This is a genomic window from Microvirga sp. GN3 (assembly GCF_055792825.1).
Window position 1 is genome coordinate 1 of the sequence record NZ_JBVVAK010000175.1, and the last position, 14,304, is coordinate 14,304.

At 59.9% G+C, this 14,304-nt stretch carries 18 protein-coding genes and 1 pseudogene; 6 read left to right on the forward strand and 13 right to left on the reverse strand.

Annotated features, from left to right (window positions below; translation table 11 throughout):
* Nucleotides 1–215: 215 nt before the first annotated feature.
* The 6 genes from ACS5Q1_RS40640 to ACS5Q1_RS40665 form a co-directional block, all read right to left on the reverse strand.
* A complete protein-coding gene (locus tag ACS5Q1_RS40640) occupies nt 216–455 on the reverse strand; it encodes a hypothetical protein (protein ID WP_473103553.1) in 240 nt (79 codons plus the stop codon).
* 61 nt (nt 456–516) lie between these two features.
* The gene (locus ACS5Q1_RS40645) at nt 517–735 is read right to left on the reverse strand and encodes a hypothetical protein (RefSeq protein ID WP_473103554.1); all 219 of its coding nucleotides are present in this window, start codon (nt 733–735) and stop codon (nt 517–519) included.
* Entirely contained in the window at nt 735–1,166 is a 432-nt protein-coding gene (locus ACS5Q1_RS40650; protein WP_473103555.1) for a hypothetical protein, read from the reverse strand. The genes ACS5Q1_RS40645 and ACS5Q1_RS40650 overlap by 1 nt, the downstream gene beginning before the upstream one ends.
* A gap of 270 nt (nt 1,167–1,436) precedes the next feature.
* On the reverse strand, nt 1,437–1,706 hold the full coding sequence (locus ACS5Q1_RS40655) for a hypothetical protein (protein WP_473103556.1): 270 nt from the start codon (nt 1,704–1,706) through the stop codon (nt 1,437–1,439).
* Nucleotides 1,707–1,818: 112 nt separating this feature from the next.
* A complete protein-coding gene (locus tag ACS5Q1_RS40660; protein WP_473103557.1) occupies nt 1,819–2,073 on the reverse strand; it encodes a hypothetical protein in 255 nt (84 codons plus the stop codon).
* 9 nt (nt 2,074–2,082) lie between these two features.
* Nucleotides 2,083–2,373, reverse strand: coding sequence for a hypothetical protein (locus ACS5Q1_RS40665; protein WP_473103558.1), 291 nt, complete (start codon nt 2,371–2,373; stop codon nt 2,083–2,085).
* 297 nt (nt 2,374–2,670) lie between these two features.
* Between ACS5Q1_RS40665 and ACS5Q1_RS40670 the strand changes: the two genes are divergently transcribed.
* Nucleotides 2,671–3,210, forward strand: a complete 540-nt coding sequence (locus ACS5Q1_RS40670; RefSeq protein WP_473103559.1) for a hypothetical protein — start codon at nt 2,671–2,673, stop codon at nt 3,208–3,210.
* 438 nt (nt 3,211–3,648) lie between these two features.
* Here the strand turns inward: ACS5Q1_RS40670 and ACS5Q1_RS40675 are convergent, their stop codons facing one another.
* On the reverse strand, nt 3,649–4,002 hold the full coding sequence (locus tag ACS5Q1_RS40675; RefSeq protein ID WP_473103560.1) for a hypothetical protein: 354 nt from the start codon (nt 4,000–4,002) through the stop codon (nt 3,649–3,651).
* A gap of 246 nt (nt 4,003–4,248) precedes the next feature.
* Between ACS5Q1_RS40675 and ACS5Q1_RS40680 the strand changes: the two genes are divergently transcribed.
* Entirely contained in the window at nt 4,249–4,443 is a 195-nt protein-coding gene (locus ACS5Q1_RS40680) for a hypothetical protein (protein ID WP_473103561.1), read from the forward strand.
* Nucleotides 4,444–5,047: 604 nt separating this feature from the next.
* Here the strand turns inward: ACS5Q1_RS40680 and ACS5Q1_RS40685 are convergent.
* Nucleotides 5,048–5,287, reverse strand: coding sequence for a hypothetical protein (locus ACS5Q1_RS40685; protein ID WP_473103562.1), 240 nt, complete (start codon nt 5,285–5,287; stop codon nt 5,048–5,050).
* 179 nt (nt 5,288–5,466) lie between these two features.
* Here ACS5Q1_RS40685 and ACS5Q1_RS40690 point away from each other — a divergent pair, with 179 nt between their 5' ends.
* Complete coding sequence (locus tag ACS5Q1_RS40690; RefSeq protein WP_473103563.1) at nt 5,467–6,762, forward strand: adenylate/guanylate cyclase domain-containing protein; 1,296 nt, start codon at nt 5,467–5,469, stop codon at nt 6,760–6,762.
* Nucleotides 6,763–7,017: 255 nt separating this feature from the next.
* Here ACS5Q1_RS40690 and ACS5Q1_RS40695 read toward each other — a convergent pair whose 3' ends face one another.
* Nucleotides 7,018–7,926 (reverse strand): complex I NDUFA9 subunit family protein, encoded by a 909-nt coding sequence (locus ACS5Q1_RS40695; RefSeq protein ID WP_473103564.1) that lies wholly within the window; start codon nt 7,924–7,926, stop codon nt 7,018–7,020.
* 371 nt (nt 7,927–8,297) lie between these two features.
* On the opposite strand from ACS5Q1_RS40695, the gene ACS5Q1_RS40700 reads away from it, so the two are divergent.
* From ACS5Q1_RS40700 to ACS5Q1_RS40710, 3 genes and pseudogenes are all read left to right on the forward strand, one after another.
* Complete coding sequence (locus ACS5Q1_RS40700; RefSeq protein WP_473103565.1) at nt 8,298–8,855, forward strand: Hsp20/alpha crystallin family protein; 558 nt, start codon at nt 8,298–8,300, stop codon at nt 8,853–8,855.
* A 214-nt stretch (nt 8,856–9,069) separates the two neighbouring features.
* Nucleotides 9,070–9,764: pseudogene (locus ACS5Q1_RS40705) on the forward strand (IS6 family transposase).
* Nucleotides 9,765–10,019: 255 nt separating this feature from the next.
* Nucleotides 10,020–11,165 carry an alpha-hydroxy acid oxidase gene (locus tag ACS5Q1_RS40710; RefSeq protein ID WP_473103566.1) on the forward strand — a complete coding sequence of 382 codons (1,146 nt, stop codon included), beginning with the start codon at nt 10,020–10,022 and terminating at the stop codon, nt 11,163–11,165.
* A gap of 381 nt (nt 11,166–11,546) precedes the next feature.
* Here the strand turns inward: ACS5Q1_RS40710 and ACS5Q1_RS40715 are convergent, their stop codons facing one another.
* From ACS5Q1_RS40715 to ACS5Q1_RS40730, 4 genes are all read right to left on the reverse strand, one after another.
* Complete coding sequence (locus ACS5Q1_RS40715; RefSeq protein WP_473103567.1) at nt 11,547–11,909, reverse strand: hypothetical protein; 363 nt, start codon at nt 11,907–11,909, stop codon at nt 11,547–11,549.
* A 433-nt stretch (nt 11,910–12,342) separates the two neighbouring features.
* A complete protein-coding gene (locus ACS5Q1_RS40720; protein ID WP_473103568.1) occupies nt 12,343–13,608 on the reverse strand; it encodes an IS256 family transposase in 1,266 nt (421 codons plus the stop codon).
* Between the two features lie 74 nt (nt 13,609–13,682).
* Nucleotides 13,683–13,859 carry a hypothetical protein gene (locus ACS5Q1_RS40725; protein ID WP_473103569.1) on the reverse strand — a complete coding sequence of 59 codons (177 nt, stop codon included), beginning with the start codon at nt 13,857–13,859 and terminating at the stop codon, nt 13,683–13,685.
* A gap of 102 nt (nt 13,860–13,961) precedes the next feature.
* Nucleotides 13,962–14,304 (reverse strand): MarR family winged helix-turn-helix transcriptional regulator (locus ACS5Q1_RS40730; protein WP_473103570.1); only part of this gene is annotated, 343 nt, incomplete at its 5' end.

A 14,304-nucleotide genomic window follows, 5' to 3' on the forward strand; every position in this document is an offset into this window, starting at 1 on the left:
CGTCTACTGGAATGCGCATCGCCATCCCTTCGTCTGGGGCCAACGCCGCCGGCATCGCCCACGCCGCTCGCCCGGCATCGCCCTCCTACCGAGGGCGGCATGACTTACCGGATGCACCACTTAGTCGCATCAAGCAAGTAGAGGCCATTGTGGGCCGCGCCCCGGCGGGCCAAACCATTGCTCAAGATCCCGCGCTTGGAGCGGTGCCTGACCGCTCATCCCGTGACGTCTGTCTCTGGCCGATCCGTCCCCCGAGAGACTTCTTCGTGCCAGTCACCCGCTTCGTCCTGGTACTCGATGTCTTCAGGCGCGCCCGGCAGCCTCTGTTCGGCGGCGGCTCGTTCTGCTGCCTCGCGTGCTTCCTCATGGGTGGCGTAGCGTTCCGAGAAGACATCCCCAGCTTTGTAGGTCCATCCGCTTTCGTGCTCGACGAGCCTGTAATGAACATTGGCCATAATTATTCTCCTGGGAGCCTCAATGCGGGCGAACAACCTGCGAGGAGAGGCAGTTCCGGATTTAGGCGCTGGGGCGCTCTGGACCCCAGACAAACACCTCATCTCCATTGTGATTCAGGATCCGCACGGCATCCGGCCTCTGCGGCATATCCAACGTCTCGAAGAGGGACATGGCTCTCACTTTCGCGTCCTCCAGATCCGTTGCGTCATGTTCAACCCGATCAAGGGTCGCATGGGCTTCGTCTGTGCCACGCACCCCAAAGAACTCGATGATAAACATTATAGAGGCTCCGTCTCGCACAGAACCGCGACATCAGCATCGTTTCGCGCGAGAAGCGCTTGCAGGACAGCCAGTGTGGCTTCATCTGCCGCTGTAGCCGCAAGCTCGAAGACGGCAATGGCGTAGGCCTCAGCATCATCGGCGCGGGCTTCCAGCACATGAGCTTTGTGGCGTTCTGTCCAAAGAGGGCTGCCTGCAACGGAACCGGCCCTTTTCTCGGCGAGCCATGCCTTGACCCTGACATTGGCGGCTTCAACGGTAACGCGGTTGTCGTAGATGCGCTGCTCGACACGGTCGAGCCGGCTTTCAAGAACATCCTGCGACTTGTCAAAAGTCGCCACGCCGTCCGATTTGAGCGCCTCAAGGCGGCGATCAATCCCATGAAGCTTGATGCGCAGTTCGTCACACAGGCGGCTGATCCGCTCGCTCATTCGCGTCTCCTGTGAGATCGTGCCATAATGGTCAAGGCACGAGTGAGCTGGGACTATCGTTGGACTGCCACTCCTGGCTGAATTGACTGACAATCCCTGTGCTGAAGACCTTTGCCCCTGGCCCGGCAGCTTGGGCCTCCGTCACTGCGGCGTTAATGGCCAAAAGGCGGGAGTCGTACTCCCCATGATGTTTGCCATTCACCCGGATGCACCAAGCGCCATGATGTCGAACGACGTAAAACTCGGTTGTCATAGACTGATCTCCACCGGCTATCTGATCGGATCAAAGGCCTCGCCGGCCGGTACAAATTGGCCGAGAAGTTCAGAACTGCTTGCCGGCCATCCAGCCTTGAACGTCGGCCCTGGCCGTCTCATAGGCAGGCCGTAGCGCACCTTCACCAGCGCGATCAGCTGCCCCTCGTTCTTGATCTGCGACAGATCCGAGGTGGTGAGACCGCTCCACTGCCGCTTTGCATCAATGCGGTACCCTGTCTTGCGGGTGACGGCTTCATCGCTTTCGCCGCCTCTAAAGCCAAACATTGGAGCCTTCATCGTTAGGGCGGGCCTCACCGTGCAATAGCCGGCTTATGCCCATTTCTGAGAGAGTTCAGTTGACGAGGCCGTCTTTCGCAAAGGCGGTTAATCGCCACCCTCAGGCGGGCGGCGTCTCCTGGTGAGCTGCCGTCAATTCTTGAGGATCGACCCTGACCGCCTGTACCGAGTCATGACTTCCTTGATGGAGTGGCAGGTAGATAGTGGTCGCAACGCGCCGGTAGGCGAGGAACGACAGCCCCTCAATCAATTCCTCGTCAATGTCGATCGCGTATGTTCCGGCAGGCTGCATCTTGTCCACGGCCATGAGTGAAAACGGGCGGTCGAAGGTCATGGTCTCTCGTATTGTGCGCATGACCTACTCCTAAGCGGCGATCTTGTCGGCGCAATCTTTGGCTACCTGGCTGTTGCCTTCCGCGGTGCCGGGCATGGTCGCCCATCCATTCTTCAGAACGAGGTCGCCCCTGTTCCATGACGAGGCGGTCTTGATGGCAGCAACACGCTCAGCAAGCTGCGGATCGCGCTTGGATTGATCAACGCAGATCAGGGATAAAGCCGTGACTACCTCGGCTTTCGATTGATCGGCGGCCATCGTGCGAGCCGTGCCGCCGGTGACCCAACCGCCCCAGGAAAACCCGATGACGGCGAGCGCCACAGGCGGTGCCGTAGAGGCCAGGCTTCAGCCACTCAGGGGTTTGCATGATGTTTTCCTTAGGACAGCAAAAGAAATAATCTTCTGTCGATAAGTTCAACATATCACGGTTGAACATTTTATCTCAGCTTTATATTTGATCTGAGTTCTATTTAATTGGTTTATGGCTCCTCATATCTTAAGAATGACAAGCACGAGTCTGCAACTGTAGGAGCGGCTCATTACTGCCCAGGCAGCGAAACTTGGTTTGCCCCAAGCCTGATGCTCTCAATGGAGAAGCTCTGCAGTGAGGAGATTGCCATGACATTCCTGATCCAGTTCAAGCGGTTTCGACGCGGTGTTCCCGAGGTCATCGGAACCCTGCCCATCGCCGCTGCTGACGGTGCCGCAGCCTTGGCATTTGCCCGGAGCCTTGCCGGAATGAGACGCTGGCCATCCCGGACCGATGCTCTGCGTGTGATGGACGATGGCGGCCGCATACTGCTCGATTGGACCGTGCCGGTAGCGACCGCGCAGCCGCTCACCTCCTCACCCACCCCTGTTCCGGCGAAGCCCGCCGGGAAGGAACCGCGCCCAGCGTCTCTAAATGTGATTGAGCAGCCAGAAGAGAGCTCATCAACGCCCACCCTGGGTCAGCACCGTTTTGCCGTGGGACAGGCGGTCTCCTACGCGGAGGATGGTCAGCCCGAGATCTGGAAAGGCGGCTATGAGATTGTCAGGCTCGATGATCCGCATCACGGGCCCCGATACGCGATCAGAAGCGCAGATCAGTCGTATGACCGGATTGTGCACGAGCACGAACTCCGCGAGGACCTGGGCGCTCGCGGCCGCGGCCGCTAAGCTTGCATCTCCGGTTCGCGTCCAGACCGGTCAAGAACCTGCACCACGCCGCCGCGCGAGCGCGGCGAACCCGAGCCGTTGGCCGCACGAAGGAAGGCGAGTGAGACATGGCCCAGGACATCCTCAGTTTGGCGAAATCGATCATGCGCAAGGTTTGGGGTGCGTTGACGTCTGACCCCGCTCCCGCCGTGCAGCCACGACCGCAGCTCAACGGAAGGCGTGGTTACGGAGACGACAACATCAAACCGCCCGGCTGAGGTTTGAGGGCGCAGTTGCTCTGGGTAGGGCTGCTCATCAACGTCTCTCGTCGCTGGGCGAAAGCTGCAAGAGGGGAACATGTCAGTCACCGTCGCTGGGTTCACGCGCCTGCGCAGCCCGCCACCCTGTGCTAGGCCTATCTGTCCCGGTACAGGTCAGTTCTAAGAGGCATCGATAGTACTACTGCGCTCGAGGCTGCCGCGTTTCCCGGCGGATATTCTCTAGCTCACTGCGGGTATGTTCCATCTCACGCCGCACTGCGCCGATATCCCGGCGCAACTCCTCGATCGAGCGCGTCATCTGCTGGGTCAGGTCCCGCAAGTCACTGCGCGTGATCGATGCGTCCGTGTTCTCCTGCTGAACGCTCGCACAATCTGGTTTGCCGTCACGGCGGTAGCGCAGGCTCAGGGTATCTCCCACCTTGAGATACACACACCGTGTCTCCGGGTCGCGCCATGTCGATGGCAAGGTTTCTTGTGCCGTTGCCGGGGCGGCGAGGACAAACACCCCAGCCATGATTGCAATGTTGATCATCGATTCTCCCTGAGAGGATGTGGGGCCGTGTGCCGGAAAGTCCATGTTGGTCCGGTAGACGCTGCTTCAATGAAAGAGCCCAGCGTCTGCTGTGGACATGAGCCTCCCGTTGCCTGAATGGCTGGCCGGATGACGGGCCTGTCCCTGAGCTTGGCTGAGGCTTCAGCGCTCTTGGCCTGGAGGCGGTGGTTTCCGGAACAGGCTGAGACCGCTGGTGTTACTCTCAGGGCAGCCTCGGAGGTTGATATGAAGGACCAAGAGATGGTGCTCTCGATCATCGTCAACGCCATCCAATTCGCCCTCCAGCACGCGCGAAAGGGTTCCGGCGAACCCGGAGATGTCCTATCGCCCGAGGAGCGGGTGGATATCGCAAGAGCAGTCTTAACGGCCCTTTCTGAACAAGGCTTCCAGGTCACACGGGCGCCATCGGAGCCGCGCTAATCCACCACCAGGCGAAGAGGGTTCGGCAAAGAGCGCTCCTTGAGAAGGATACGTCCAATGGCCACGAAAACTCGCCCAAGCCTGCCTAAGGGCAAGCCCAACAATGGCATCGCACGGTGGGATAACGAGGGGGGCGCCCCTTCGTCTGGCGACCGGTCACGTAAGCAGGGTGGCAGGACCCAAAAACGCGACAAGCCTGCTAAGAAGGCGTCCTGATGACGGGCGCGCGGCTGAAGGCCATTCCGGACTGGCTACAGTGCTCGTTTGGGGCGAAGGATGAGGCCGGCACGGTCGTGCTAAGATTGTCGCTCTCAGAAGCAATCAAGTAGCTTCAGTTGCAAGCGGCCTTTGTGTACCCTTTCGGACAGCAACAACAGTCACTTGAAGCGGTTGTCGCTGATGAAGGTGTCTCCTCCTCCCCTCTGGGCCTTCTTCCTCACCTCGCCCGTGCCAAGTTATAGGGTGGGTTTTTCTTGCTCCTCATAAAGCGCGGTACAAAACCAGAGCCTTCCATCGATGCATGCTCTTTACAGCAACGGTTGAACGGGTCGCCCTAAGCCGGGAACCAATAGGTTCTCATCGCATGAGAGTGTTCGTCCCAAGCTCAATCGCTCCCAAACATCTCTCCGACTTGAATGGTGTTGTTCGTCATGTCTTCCTCGTCGAGGATGACGCGGTCGAGCCCTTCGATTTGTGAATGGAAGTCGAGCACCGCCGCGATCTTTTCCAACGCCGCTTGCGGATCCGAACTGGTCAGACGTGCGGCTTCGTTGGCCGCGTTTCGGCGCTGCTCAACCAGTACGGCACGAAGCTTGCGCAAAGTCTCGATGTGGATATCGGCCATTCTGACCTCCAGTCGTGTTCGGCCAAGGATCGCTGCAAGACAGGCTGGGGTCAACCACACCCTGCGAAGCTCTGTCTCAGACAGGATCGGGCCGATCCGCTCGGTCATTCTATGCCCTGCGTTCCGAGGGTAAGCGCGTGCCGGATGAACTCCTGGCCCACATAGACCCATGAGGCGGAATGGCTTGCGGAGCCCGCATTGAACATGGCATCGTCCCCATCATGGCAGAACCCCGCATCTCGGGCGAGACGGCCGCAATCGTGTCTTGGCTCCACCGGCAGGCCCTGAAGGGAGCCAATGTTGACGCCACCCTTGAAGGCCTATGCGCGCAATTTCTTGCCGGAGGGTTCGACCTCGATCGCGCCGTTGTAGCCTACCTTGTTTTCCACCCTCAGTTTGACGGCATGACCCTCACATGGACCCGGGACACGGGCAGGGCGGAGCGCCAGGCCGCCACACAACCGGACATCCGGCGTGCGCCCTCACCCTTCTTCCACATGCAATGCACCGGGACCGAGGAGCTGCGATACCGGCTCGATAACGGTGACGATCCACTCCCATTCCCGCTCCTTGGTCACCTTCGGAGCCTGGGCTTTACCGACTATCTCGCCTTCTTCCAGCCGTTCGACAGCTCCGCGGATCCGGGACTCTGGCCCGATATGCCAGTGGGTGTGGCCATGCGTGAAGGCATCACAGGCTCCTTCAGCACCATCCGCAGGAATGGGTTTAGCACGCGCGAGTTGGCCGCTCTCCGGGCGCTCATCCCGCCCCTTGCGGTCGCGGTCAAGGCCGCAGCCACACTTGAGATGGCCGAGACCCTCCTTGGCACCTATCTCGGGACTGCCTCGGGCCGGAGCGTATTGCGCGGGCATGTGCAACGCGGCCAGGGTCACGTGGTCCACGCCGTCGTCTGGTACAGCGACATGCGGGGCTCAACTGCCTTGGCCGCGAGCGCATCGCTGGAGACCTATCTCACCACGCTCAACGCGTATTATGACTGCGTCGTCGAGGCGGTCGACGCCCACGGCGGCGAGGTCCTGAAGTTCACCGGCGACGGTGTGTTGGCGATGTTCCCATTCGAGGCAGGCACGCAGGCCGGGACGGATGCCTGTTGGCTCGCGCTCGCAGCGGCGCGGGATGCCCTCAACCGCCTGGGTGAGGTCAACGCTCGGCGCTCTGAGGCTGGGGCGACTGAGATCCGCTGCGGTATCGCCCTCCACGCTGGAGACGTGATGTATGGCAATGTCGGTTCGGCCCGGCGCCTCGACTTCACAGCGACCGGCCCGGCCGTCAACGAGGTCTGCCGCTTGGAGGCGCTCTGCAAAACCCTCGCCGTGCCGCTCGTTATCTCTGAGGTCGCCGCATCGCTCCATGGAGGACAACTCGGGTCGCTCGGTCGGCATGAGCTCCCAGGTATCGGTCGCGCACTCGAAGTCTTCTCGCTTCCGGAGGTCATGGGGATGCCCAGAACCTGAAGAAGTGAGCCAAGCTCTGCTCGCTAGTCTGCAATGGCACGACAGGCTTGGCATCATGTTCGCGATCGTAAGGCCCCTGTAGTCCGGATCAACTCGCCTGACGCCATTCAGATGAAGCGCTCAGCCTTTGCCATTGGTCTTGTGGAGGCGCTTGCGTGAATGTCGAGCGGGCGCGGCAACCGTCTTTGTGTTTGGCGCTGGCCGCATCCATGCGAAGCGCCACGCTAAGCGAACACCGCAGCCGCCTGAAGCACTCTAATTCCGATACTTGGCCAGATACTCAGGTACAACGGCCTCGAGCGCCTTAGGCTCGATGCCGAGATTGGCGAGCGTCTCGGCACCGCTGACGATCTTGTCAGTCCTGAGCAACCGGACCTGATCACGCGTGAGCGGCGCATCGGGAAACGTTTGCAGAACTACCCCGAGCGCCTCAGCCATCCAGAACGGCAGCGGAACTAGTAATGGCCGGGCCCTGATCTCGGCACAGAGAAACTCGAGCAGCTCTTTGAAGGTATAGATCTGGGGTCCGCCAAACTCATAGGTCCTTCCTCGGCGTGCCGGGCTCGCGAGGATGGCTGTAAAGCCGTCCACGACGTCCTCGACGTAGACGGGTTGAAACCTCGTGTGCCCACCACCAATCAGCGGCAGCACCGGCAATCGCTGGGCCATCGTGGCGAAGCGGTTAAAGAAGTGATCGTCGGGCCCGAAGACCATGCTGGGTCTGACGATGGTTACATCGGGAAAGGCTGCGCGCGCGGCCTCTTCGCCGGCCGCCTTCGAGCGGTCGGCCAGGGCCGGCGCGGCGCGGCTCACCCCAAGGGCCGACATGTGGATGAGCTGCTTTACTCCCAGCTTGTGGGCGATGGCAGCTACCCGGTGCGCGCCCTCCTCATGGATTGCCGTGAAGGTTTGAGGCTCGCTCTCGGCGAGAATGCCCACCAGATTGACGACCGCATCGCACCCCTGAATGGCCGCCTGGACTTCTGCCTCGTCGAGAATATCGGCCCTGACGAGCTTAAACCGGACTTGACCGGGCGATGTTGGCATCAAGGCAGGGTGGCGCGCGGCAACCCGCATCGTGACTCCAGTCGCAGCGAGACGAGCGACCAAATGCCGACCAATAAAGCCGGATCCGCCAAAGATCGTGACATGCTGCATTGCCATCGTCGGCGCCCATTGATCTAGCCTGATCGTCTATGGACCAAGCTGCCGCATTGCAGTGATCACCCTGAGCTTGGATGTGGGTATTGCTGCCGCGTGCCCAGAGATACCGCTCTTGGCTTGCAACACGGAGCTTCGGCCATTAGCCCCACCCCTGCTCGAGAAGCGGTCGAAGCACGGACGCCTCTTTCGCGCGTTGAAAACCAACAGGACTGTTCGAGTTCAACACAGCACGTGCTAATTTGATGCCACTTCGCCGACCAATACTCTGGAAAGTTCCAATGCCCGGCGGAGGAAGACAGCGTGATGGCCAGCCTTCCAAGCCTGCGTCATCGGCACGGGGATGGCCGCACGTCCAGTGGAGGAAATGCAACATGGCTCGCAATCCCCTGACCCCGCTTCGTTCGGGTGCCGGCTTTCTCGGAGCCGACCCCTTCCTGTCGCTGCACCGTGAGGTCAACCGCCTCTTCGACGATGTTCTTCACGGCCCCGCCCAGGGGGCGCAAAGCAGCGCGGGAAGTTTCATCCCAGCCCACCTGAACGTGTCCGAAACGGCTAACGAGATCCGCATCACAGCCGAGCTCCCGGGCGTCAACCAGGACGACATTGAGATCAACCTCGACAACAATATCCTCACCATCCGAGGTGAGAAGCGCTTTGAGCGGACGGACGAGAAGGAGAACTTCCACTTTGTGGAACGCTCCTACGGCACCTTCCAGCGGTCGGTGCAACTGCCCTACCGAGTCGATCCCGGGCAGGTCCAAGCTCGGTTCGAAAACGGCGTGCTGACGGTGGTTGTACCAAAAAGCAGGATGCAGGATCAATCCCGTCGGATTCAGATCCAGGGCGGCTCAGGAGCCGACCAGGGAACTGATGGCGGCGGGGACCAGCCGAGCGACAACCCTGAACCGTTGGAAGCGAACAAAGGCTGAGCGATAGCCTGCTCTGTCCATGAGCGACCGTCGCTCCGGGATGGCATGCCGTTAGTCCGCCCCTGATCTTGGCGCGATGAGGGTGTCCCGCCAGCACCGTCGAGTTGTCGGAGAGGACGTGCTTATCCCGGGTTGAGATCAGGATTAGGCGGCACTCGCGGCTTTGTCACGAGAACGGATGACGCTTCGCGTCGATCGGCAGTAGGGTGGGGGGATGCAGCCCGTCTCCTATGCTCGACACCAGTTTCCGCCTGAAATCATCCGGCAGGTTGTCTGGCTCTACCTCCGGTTCACATTCAGCTACAGAGACGTGGAGGAACTACTGGCCGAGCGGGGTTTCGACATCTCCTGCGAGACAATCCGGCGGTGGGTACTCAAATTCGCGCCCACCTACGCCCGCAATCTCCGCCGGCCGAGTCCTCGGCCCATCGAGACGTGGCGTCCGGATGAGATGGTCGTCTCGACCCAGGGCAGACGCATGTACCTCTGGCGAGCAGTCGATAGTGAGGGCGAGATCCTGGACATCCTTGTGCATCCCAAGCGGGGCAAAGCTGCGGCCCTGAAGCTTATGCGCAAGCTACTCAAGAAGCAGGGATTTGCCCCGAGCAAGCTCGTGACTGACAAGCTACCATCCTACGAAACTACTCGGTGGGAGCTGGGTCTCGTGGCTCGCCACGAGCAAGGCCTTCGCAAGAACAATCGAGCGGAAAACTCTCATCAGCTTGTGCGACGACGAGAGCGGAAGATACAGGGCTTCAAGTCACCTGGATCAGCCCAGCGCTTTCTGTCCATCCACTCCGCCGTTTACAACACTTTGATCTTCAGCGTCATCTCATCTCCCGCCGGACCCCGCGCTTCGTCAGAGCAGAGGCGGCAGTTCAGTGGCAAAACGCGACGGCTGCGGCTTGAGCTAAATCTTCTCGAGGCCTTTTCGGCTCCATCCAAGTTCCCGTGAAAGAGCCTTTTTTGGGACTATGGATAAAACCGGCATGATAATACGCGCAGGACGAAACGAGCTTGCAGAAATGTCAGATGAGATTGCATACTTTATTTTGCACAATTGGCGCATGCACCGATCAACACTGCTGAATACGAGATTTGCTTGGGCCTAAAAATAGCGTGGCAATCAATGCATTTGCCTGAAAGAACAGAAGTGGAAGCGCCGTGCGTCTCGAAAAGTGCCTCAATTTTCATGACTTCCGTCGACTGGCCAAAAAGCGCCTGCCTGGACCAATCTTTAACTATATTGACGGCGCTGCCGATGACGAGGTCACCTACCGTCGCAACACGGCCGCATTCGACAATTGCGACCTTGTCCCCAACGTGCTGCGCGGTGTCACCGATGTCGACCTTTCGGTGACTGTCATGGGGCAGAAGCTGGCAATGCCGGTTTATTGCTCGCCGACTGCCCTCCAGCGGCTGTTTCATCACCAGGGCGAACGGGCCGTTGCTGGTGCCGCGGCAAAATTCGGTATCATGTTCGGTGTGTCTTCACTAGGCACGATAAGCCTTGAGGAAGCGCGCCGGATCAGCACTACGCCTCAGGTCTATCAATTCTACTTCCACAAAGATCGCAACCTTAACCGGGAAATGATGACACGGGCCAAAAAGGCGGGCGTCGAGGTAATGATGCTGACAGTTGACAGTATCACGGGGGGCAACCGAGAGCGTGACAAGCGCACCGGCTTTTCGATCCCGTTCAAGCTGAATTTCGCCGGCATCACACAGTTTGCAATCCACCCCGCCTGGGCGGTCAACTATTTAACGCACGAGCCGTTCAAGCTGCCACAACTCGACGGCCACGTGGACATGGGTCGCGGGACGATGTCGATTAGCCGCTACTTTACCGATATGCTTGATCCGTCGATGTCCTGGCATGATGTCGCTCAGATGGTCGAAGAATGGGACGGTCAGTTCTGTCTCAAGGGTGTGATGTCGGTTGAGGATGCGAAGCGCGCGGTCGAGATCGGGTGCACCGGCATTGTACTTTCAAATCATGGTGGCCGGCAACTCGACGGCTCCCGCACCGCCTTTGAACAGCTGACGGAAGTTGTTGATGCGATTGGTGACCGCATCGACGTCATCATCGATGGCGGGGTGCAGCGCGGCAGTCACGTTCTTAAAGCGCTTTCGCTAGGAGCTAGGGCAGTGGGCGTCGGCCGATACTATCTGTTCCCATTGGCGGCTGCCGGTCAGGCAGGTGTAGAACGTGCTCTCGAGCTGATGCGCACAGAGCTGGAGCGCGATATGAAGCTTATGGGCTGCACCTCAATCGATCAACTCAGCCGTGACAATCTGCGCTTCCGCTGATCCTTCGTAAGTCAGCTAGGGGAAGGGTCGGGACCGAAGGATTCATAGATTAAGCTCTAGGTGATCTCACATTACTTGATGAGGGCGGCAGTGATGATGCCGAAATCTAAAGAGCCTGCTGTTCGTCCACGTGTCCGCCGAACCATCCTCAGCAGGAGTTCCTGCCGTTTGAGTCATCCTCTATCGTTCGGTGGTGGAGCGCATGTCCACAGCCGAAAGAGCCGAAAGGCGTGCCGAAATCGAGAGCGCCGCATTACCTCTGTTTGTAGCAAAGATTGCGAGCGCCGGACTGATCGTAGTCAGATTTGGGCTCTTCTTTGTCTTTCAACTCGGCGCCTAGCTTCAGGCCTCAGCCTTCTGGCTTGGGAAAGACATAATCACTCAATCAATCGAAATCACGTGGCCCAGCAGTTGCCCGATCCATAAAGCGTTTATCGGTAATACGCGGCGTTGTTTGTCATGTGCAAGAGATGAACCCTGGCACCCGTCGTTCAGCCCGGTGCGCCAGTTGACCATTCCCATGATCGGTAATAGCTGATCGCGCTTGAACTGTTCGACGCGCTCATGCTCTTTTGCCTCAACCTCGTCGGCTGACGGCCCGCAGTCGTCCTCACACTTCTTGAACCTGAATACGACCTCATCTTTAGCCTCCCGCGGTTCGACGACAGAGTCACGTTCATGGAGGAAGCTTAAGAACGGCAAACGGAAGATGTGGTGGCGGAGCCTCTGGATCGATGCGCCCATGGCAGCCTCCTCTCATCCAAGAGTATCCCCATCGCAACATGATAGCACGACTTCACTGAGTTCCATAAATGACGCTCCGCAAATTGCGCGGGCCTTCTTCAAGCTCGCTCCCTGATCAGGGTCAGCCGATACTGGCGCAGGCTCCATTCCACGTACTCCGGTCTAAGGTCGAGATTGCGACGTTGGTTGATTTTCCGCGGGCTCGCTTGCCCTCCCAACGCAACTCTGGTCTCAAGCTTGAAGTGGCTCGGGCGTGAATGGCGAGCGCTCAACCAGCAGAATCCTGGCGGCCACGCCGACTGACCGGAGACCTTCGAGAATTCTCTGCATTTGCTCGGATTCCTGCGCCTTGCGAGCATCCTCCACAGTATGGAACTCTAGCATGGTGATCGTGTCCGGGCGAGCTATGACGGATTTTGGGTGACGAGGCCGATCAGGCGACGTTGTGTGATGGCATCGGAATGATCTCGGTGCCGTCCTGGAATTTGACACCCGCGATCACCTTCGGCAACTGGTTTTCGCCCATCAGCCGACGCCAGGTTTTGGATGCTGCCATCACCAGCTTGAACACCATCAGCCGCGCCGTTGTCGGCGACAGCGAGCCCTTGGTGCGCACCGTGCGATGCCGCACCGTGGCGAACACGCTCTCAATCGGATTGGTCGTTCGCAGATGGATCCAGTGCTCAGCCGGCCAGTCGAAGAAGGCTAGCAATGCCCGCTGGTCCTTGCGCACGCACTCCACGGCTTTCGGATAACGCGCCTGATAGGCTTCAGCGAACAGATCAACGGCCACCTCGGCCTGAGCGCGGGTGGGCGCGAGATAGATCTCGCGCAGGGCTGTCTTCATGCCCGGCTGCACGGACTTGGGCACCTTGTTGAGCACGTTAGCCGTCTTGTGCAGCCAGCAGCGTTGATGATGCGTGCCGGGAAAGAGCTCGTCGAGCGCCTTCCAGAAGCCGAGTGCCCCGTCGCCCACGGCAATCCGGGGCGGGATGGATAAACCCCGCCGCTTGATCTCGACGAGAAGCTCTCTCCAGCTCTGAGCGCTCTCGCGCACGCCGGCCTGGAAGCCGACCAGCTCCTTCCTGCCCTCCGGCGTCGCACCGATCAGGACCAGCAGGCACTCGGCCTGATCTTCCATCCGAGCCTGGAGGTAGACGCCATCGGCCCAGACATAGACGTAGTGCCGGGCCGAGAGATCGCGGGCCTGCCAGCGCTCGTACTCGGCTTGCCATTCACCGGTGAGCCGGGTGATGGCCGAGGGCGACAGGTTCGGGGCGTCCTTGCCGAGCAAGGCAGCCAGAGCCTCCTGGAAGTCGCCGGTCGAGAGGCCACGCAGATACAGGATCGGGAGCAGCGCATCGAGGCTCCGGGTGCGCCGCGCCCATTTCGGCAGGAGGGCCGAGGAAAAGCGGATCCGGTCCTCACCCGTGGCGCCGCGGTCACGGATCTTGACCCGGCTGACTTCCACTGGGCCGATGCCGGTCTGGATCGTGCGCTCGGGCCCATGCCCGTGTCGGACCAGGCGGTCCCGTCCGTCCGGCAGCTTCAGATCGCGCATGCTGGCAAGATAGGCCTCGGCCTCGCTCTCGATGGCCTGGGCCAGGAGCTTGCGGGCGCCGGTGCGCAGAATATCCGTCAGGGGATCGTCAATCGTATCGGGCTGACGAAGGCAGACAATGTTGGTAGTCTCGTTCATGGCGTATCGCTCTCTCGAAGAGGTTCTGGCAGGCTCGACACCCGCCTCGATACGTCGCCCTTTTCACACCGTCATCACCCACATTCCGTCATAGCTCCCGGGCTGGCGCCATCAGTCGTGCGATAGGCCATAAAGGACACCGCACCAGGGATTTGCAGAAGCTCGGCAATCCAGTCCCGGACCCGCTGGTTATAGTCGTTCCAGCGATGGGGCTCGGTCGGGCGGTCATACTGAAACATGACATAGGCCATGGGATACCTCCCTGAAGGCTTGCGCCATCACAGCACACCGGAGCAATCCGTCATAGCGCTCAGAAGAATGCGCCCCGTTTCAGCCGCTTGGTCTCGCGAGGATCAGTCGGAGCGACGATTGCTTTTGAGTTCATTGGCGTTGATCACACGGGCCAAGAGGTCTTGCAGGGTCTCACGCTCCTGTTCCGACAGGGCCGCCATCACGCGATCCCGCACCGCAAGAATCGCCGGGTATAACCGTGCATAGAGAACGAGTCCTGCTGGGGTCAGGCTGAGAAGGCGCAACTCGTGTCCGTGTTTCCCCGGTGTCCGACAGACGAACCCGAGAAGCTCAAGGTGCCGAACCATCCGCTGGGCACTTGCGAGGTCAATGCCGAGCCGTTCGGCCAGTCGCCGCTCGTCGATGTTCGGCGCATCGTGGAGGGAGGCAAGAACCGCAGGCTCG

Bases quoted from the DNA above. Each gene is read 5' to 3' on its own strand.
- ACS5Q1_RS40650 (WP_473103555.1), bottom strand. From the start codon at position 1,166: ATGAGCGAGCGGATCAGCCGCCTGTGTGACGAACTGCGCATCAAGCTT.
- ACS5Q1_RS40715 (WP_473103567.1), bottom strand. From the start codon at position 11,909: ATGGGCGCATCGATCCAGAGGCTCCGCCACCACATCTTCCGTTTGCCG.
- ACS5Q1_RS40690 (WP_473103563.1), top strand. From the start codon at position 5,467: ATGGCTTGCGGAGCCCGCATTGAACATGGCATCGTCCCCATCATGGCA.
- ACS5Q1_RS40645 (WP_473103554.1), bottom strand. From the start codon at position 735: ATGTTTATCATCGAGTTCTTTGGGGTGCGTGGCACAGACGAAGCCCAT.
- ACS5Q1_RS40675 (WP_473103560.1), bottom strand. From the start codon at position 4,002: ATGATCAACATTGCAATCATGGCTGGGGTGTTTGTCCTCGCCGCCCCG.
- ACS5Q1_RS40685 (WP_473103562.1), bottom strand. From the start codon at position 5,287: ATGGCCGATATCCACATCGAGACTTTGCGCAAGCTTCGTGCCGTACTG.
- ACS5Q1_RS40670 (WP_473103559.1), top strand. From the start codon at position 2,671: ATGACATTCCTGATCCAGTTCAAGCGGTTTCGACGCGGTGTTCCCGAG.
- ACS5Q1_RS40640 (WP_473103553.1), bottom strand. From the start codon at position 455: ATGGCCAATGTTCATTACAGGCTCGTCGAGCACGAAAGCGGATGGACC.
- ACS5Q1_RS40720 (WP_473103568.1), bottom strand. From the start codon at position 13,608: ATGAACGAGACTACCAACATTGTCTGCCTTCGTCAGCCCGATACGATT.
- ACS5Q1_RS40680 (WP_473103561.1), top strand. From the start codon at position 4,249: ATGAAGGACCAAGAGATGGTGCTCTCGATCATCGTCAACGCCATCCAA.
- ACS5Q1_RS40695 (WP_473103564.1), bottom strand. From the start codon at position 7,926: ATGGCAATGCAGCATGTCACGATCTTTGGCGGATCCGGCTTTATTGGT.
- ACS5Q1_RS40700 (WP_473103565.1), top strand. From the start codon at position 8,298: ATGGCTCGCAATCCCCTGACCCCGCTTCGTTCGGGTGCCGGCTTTCTC.
- ACS5Q1_RS40725 (WP_473103569.1), bottom strand. From the start codon at position 13,859: ATGGCCTATGTCATGTTTCAGTATGACCGCCCGACCGAGCCCCATCGC.
- ACS5Q1_RS40660 (WP_473103557.1), bottom strand. From the start codon at position 2,073: ATGCGCACAATACGAGAGACCATGACCTTCGACCGCCCGTTTTCACTC.
- ACS5Q1_RS40655 (WP_473103556.1), bottom strand. From the start codon at position 1,706: ATGTTTGGCTTTAGAGGCGGCGAAAGCGATGAAGCCGTCACCCGCAAG.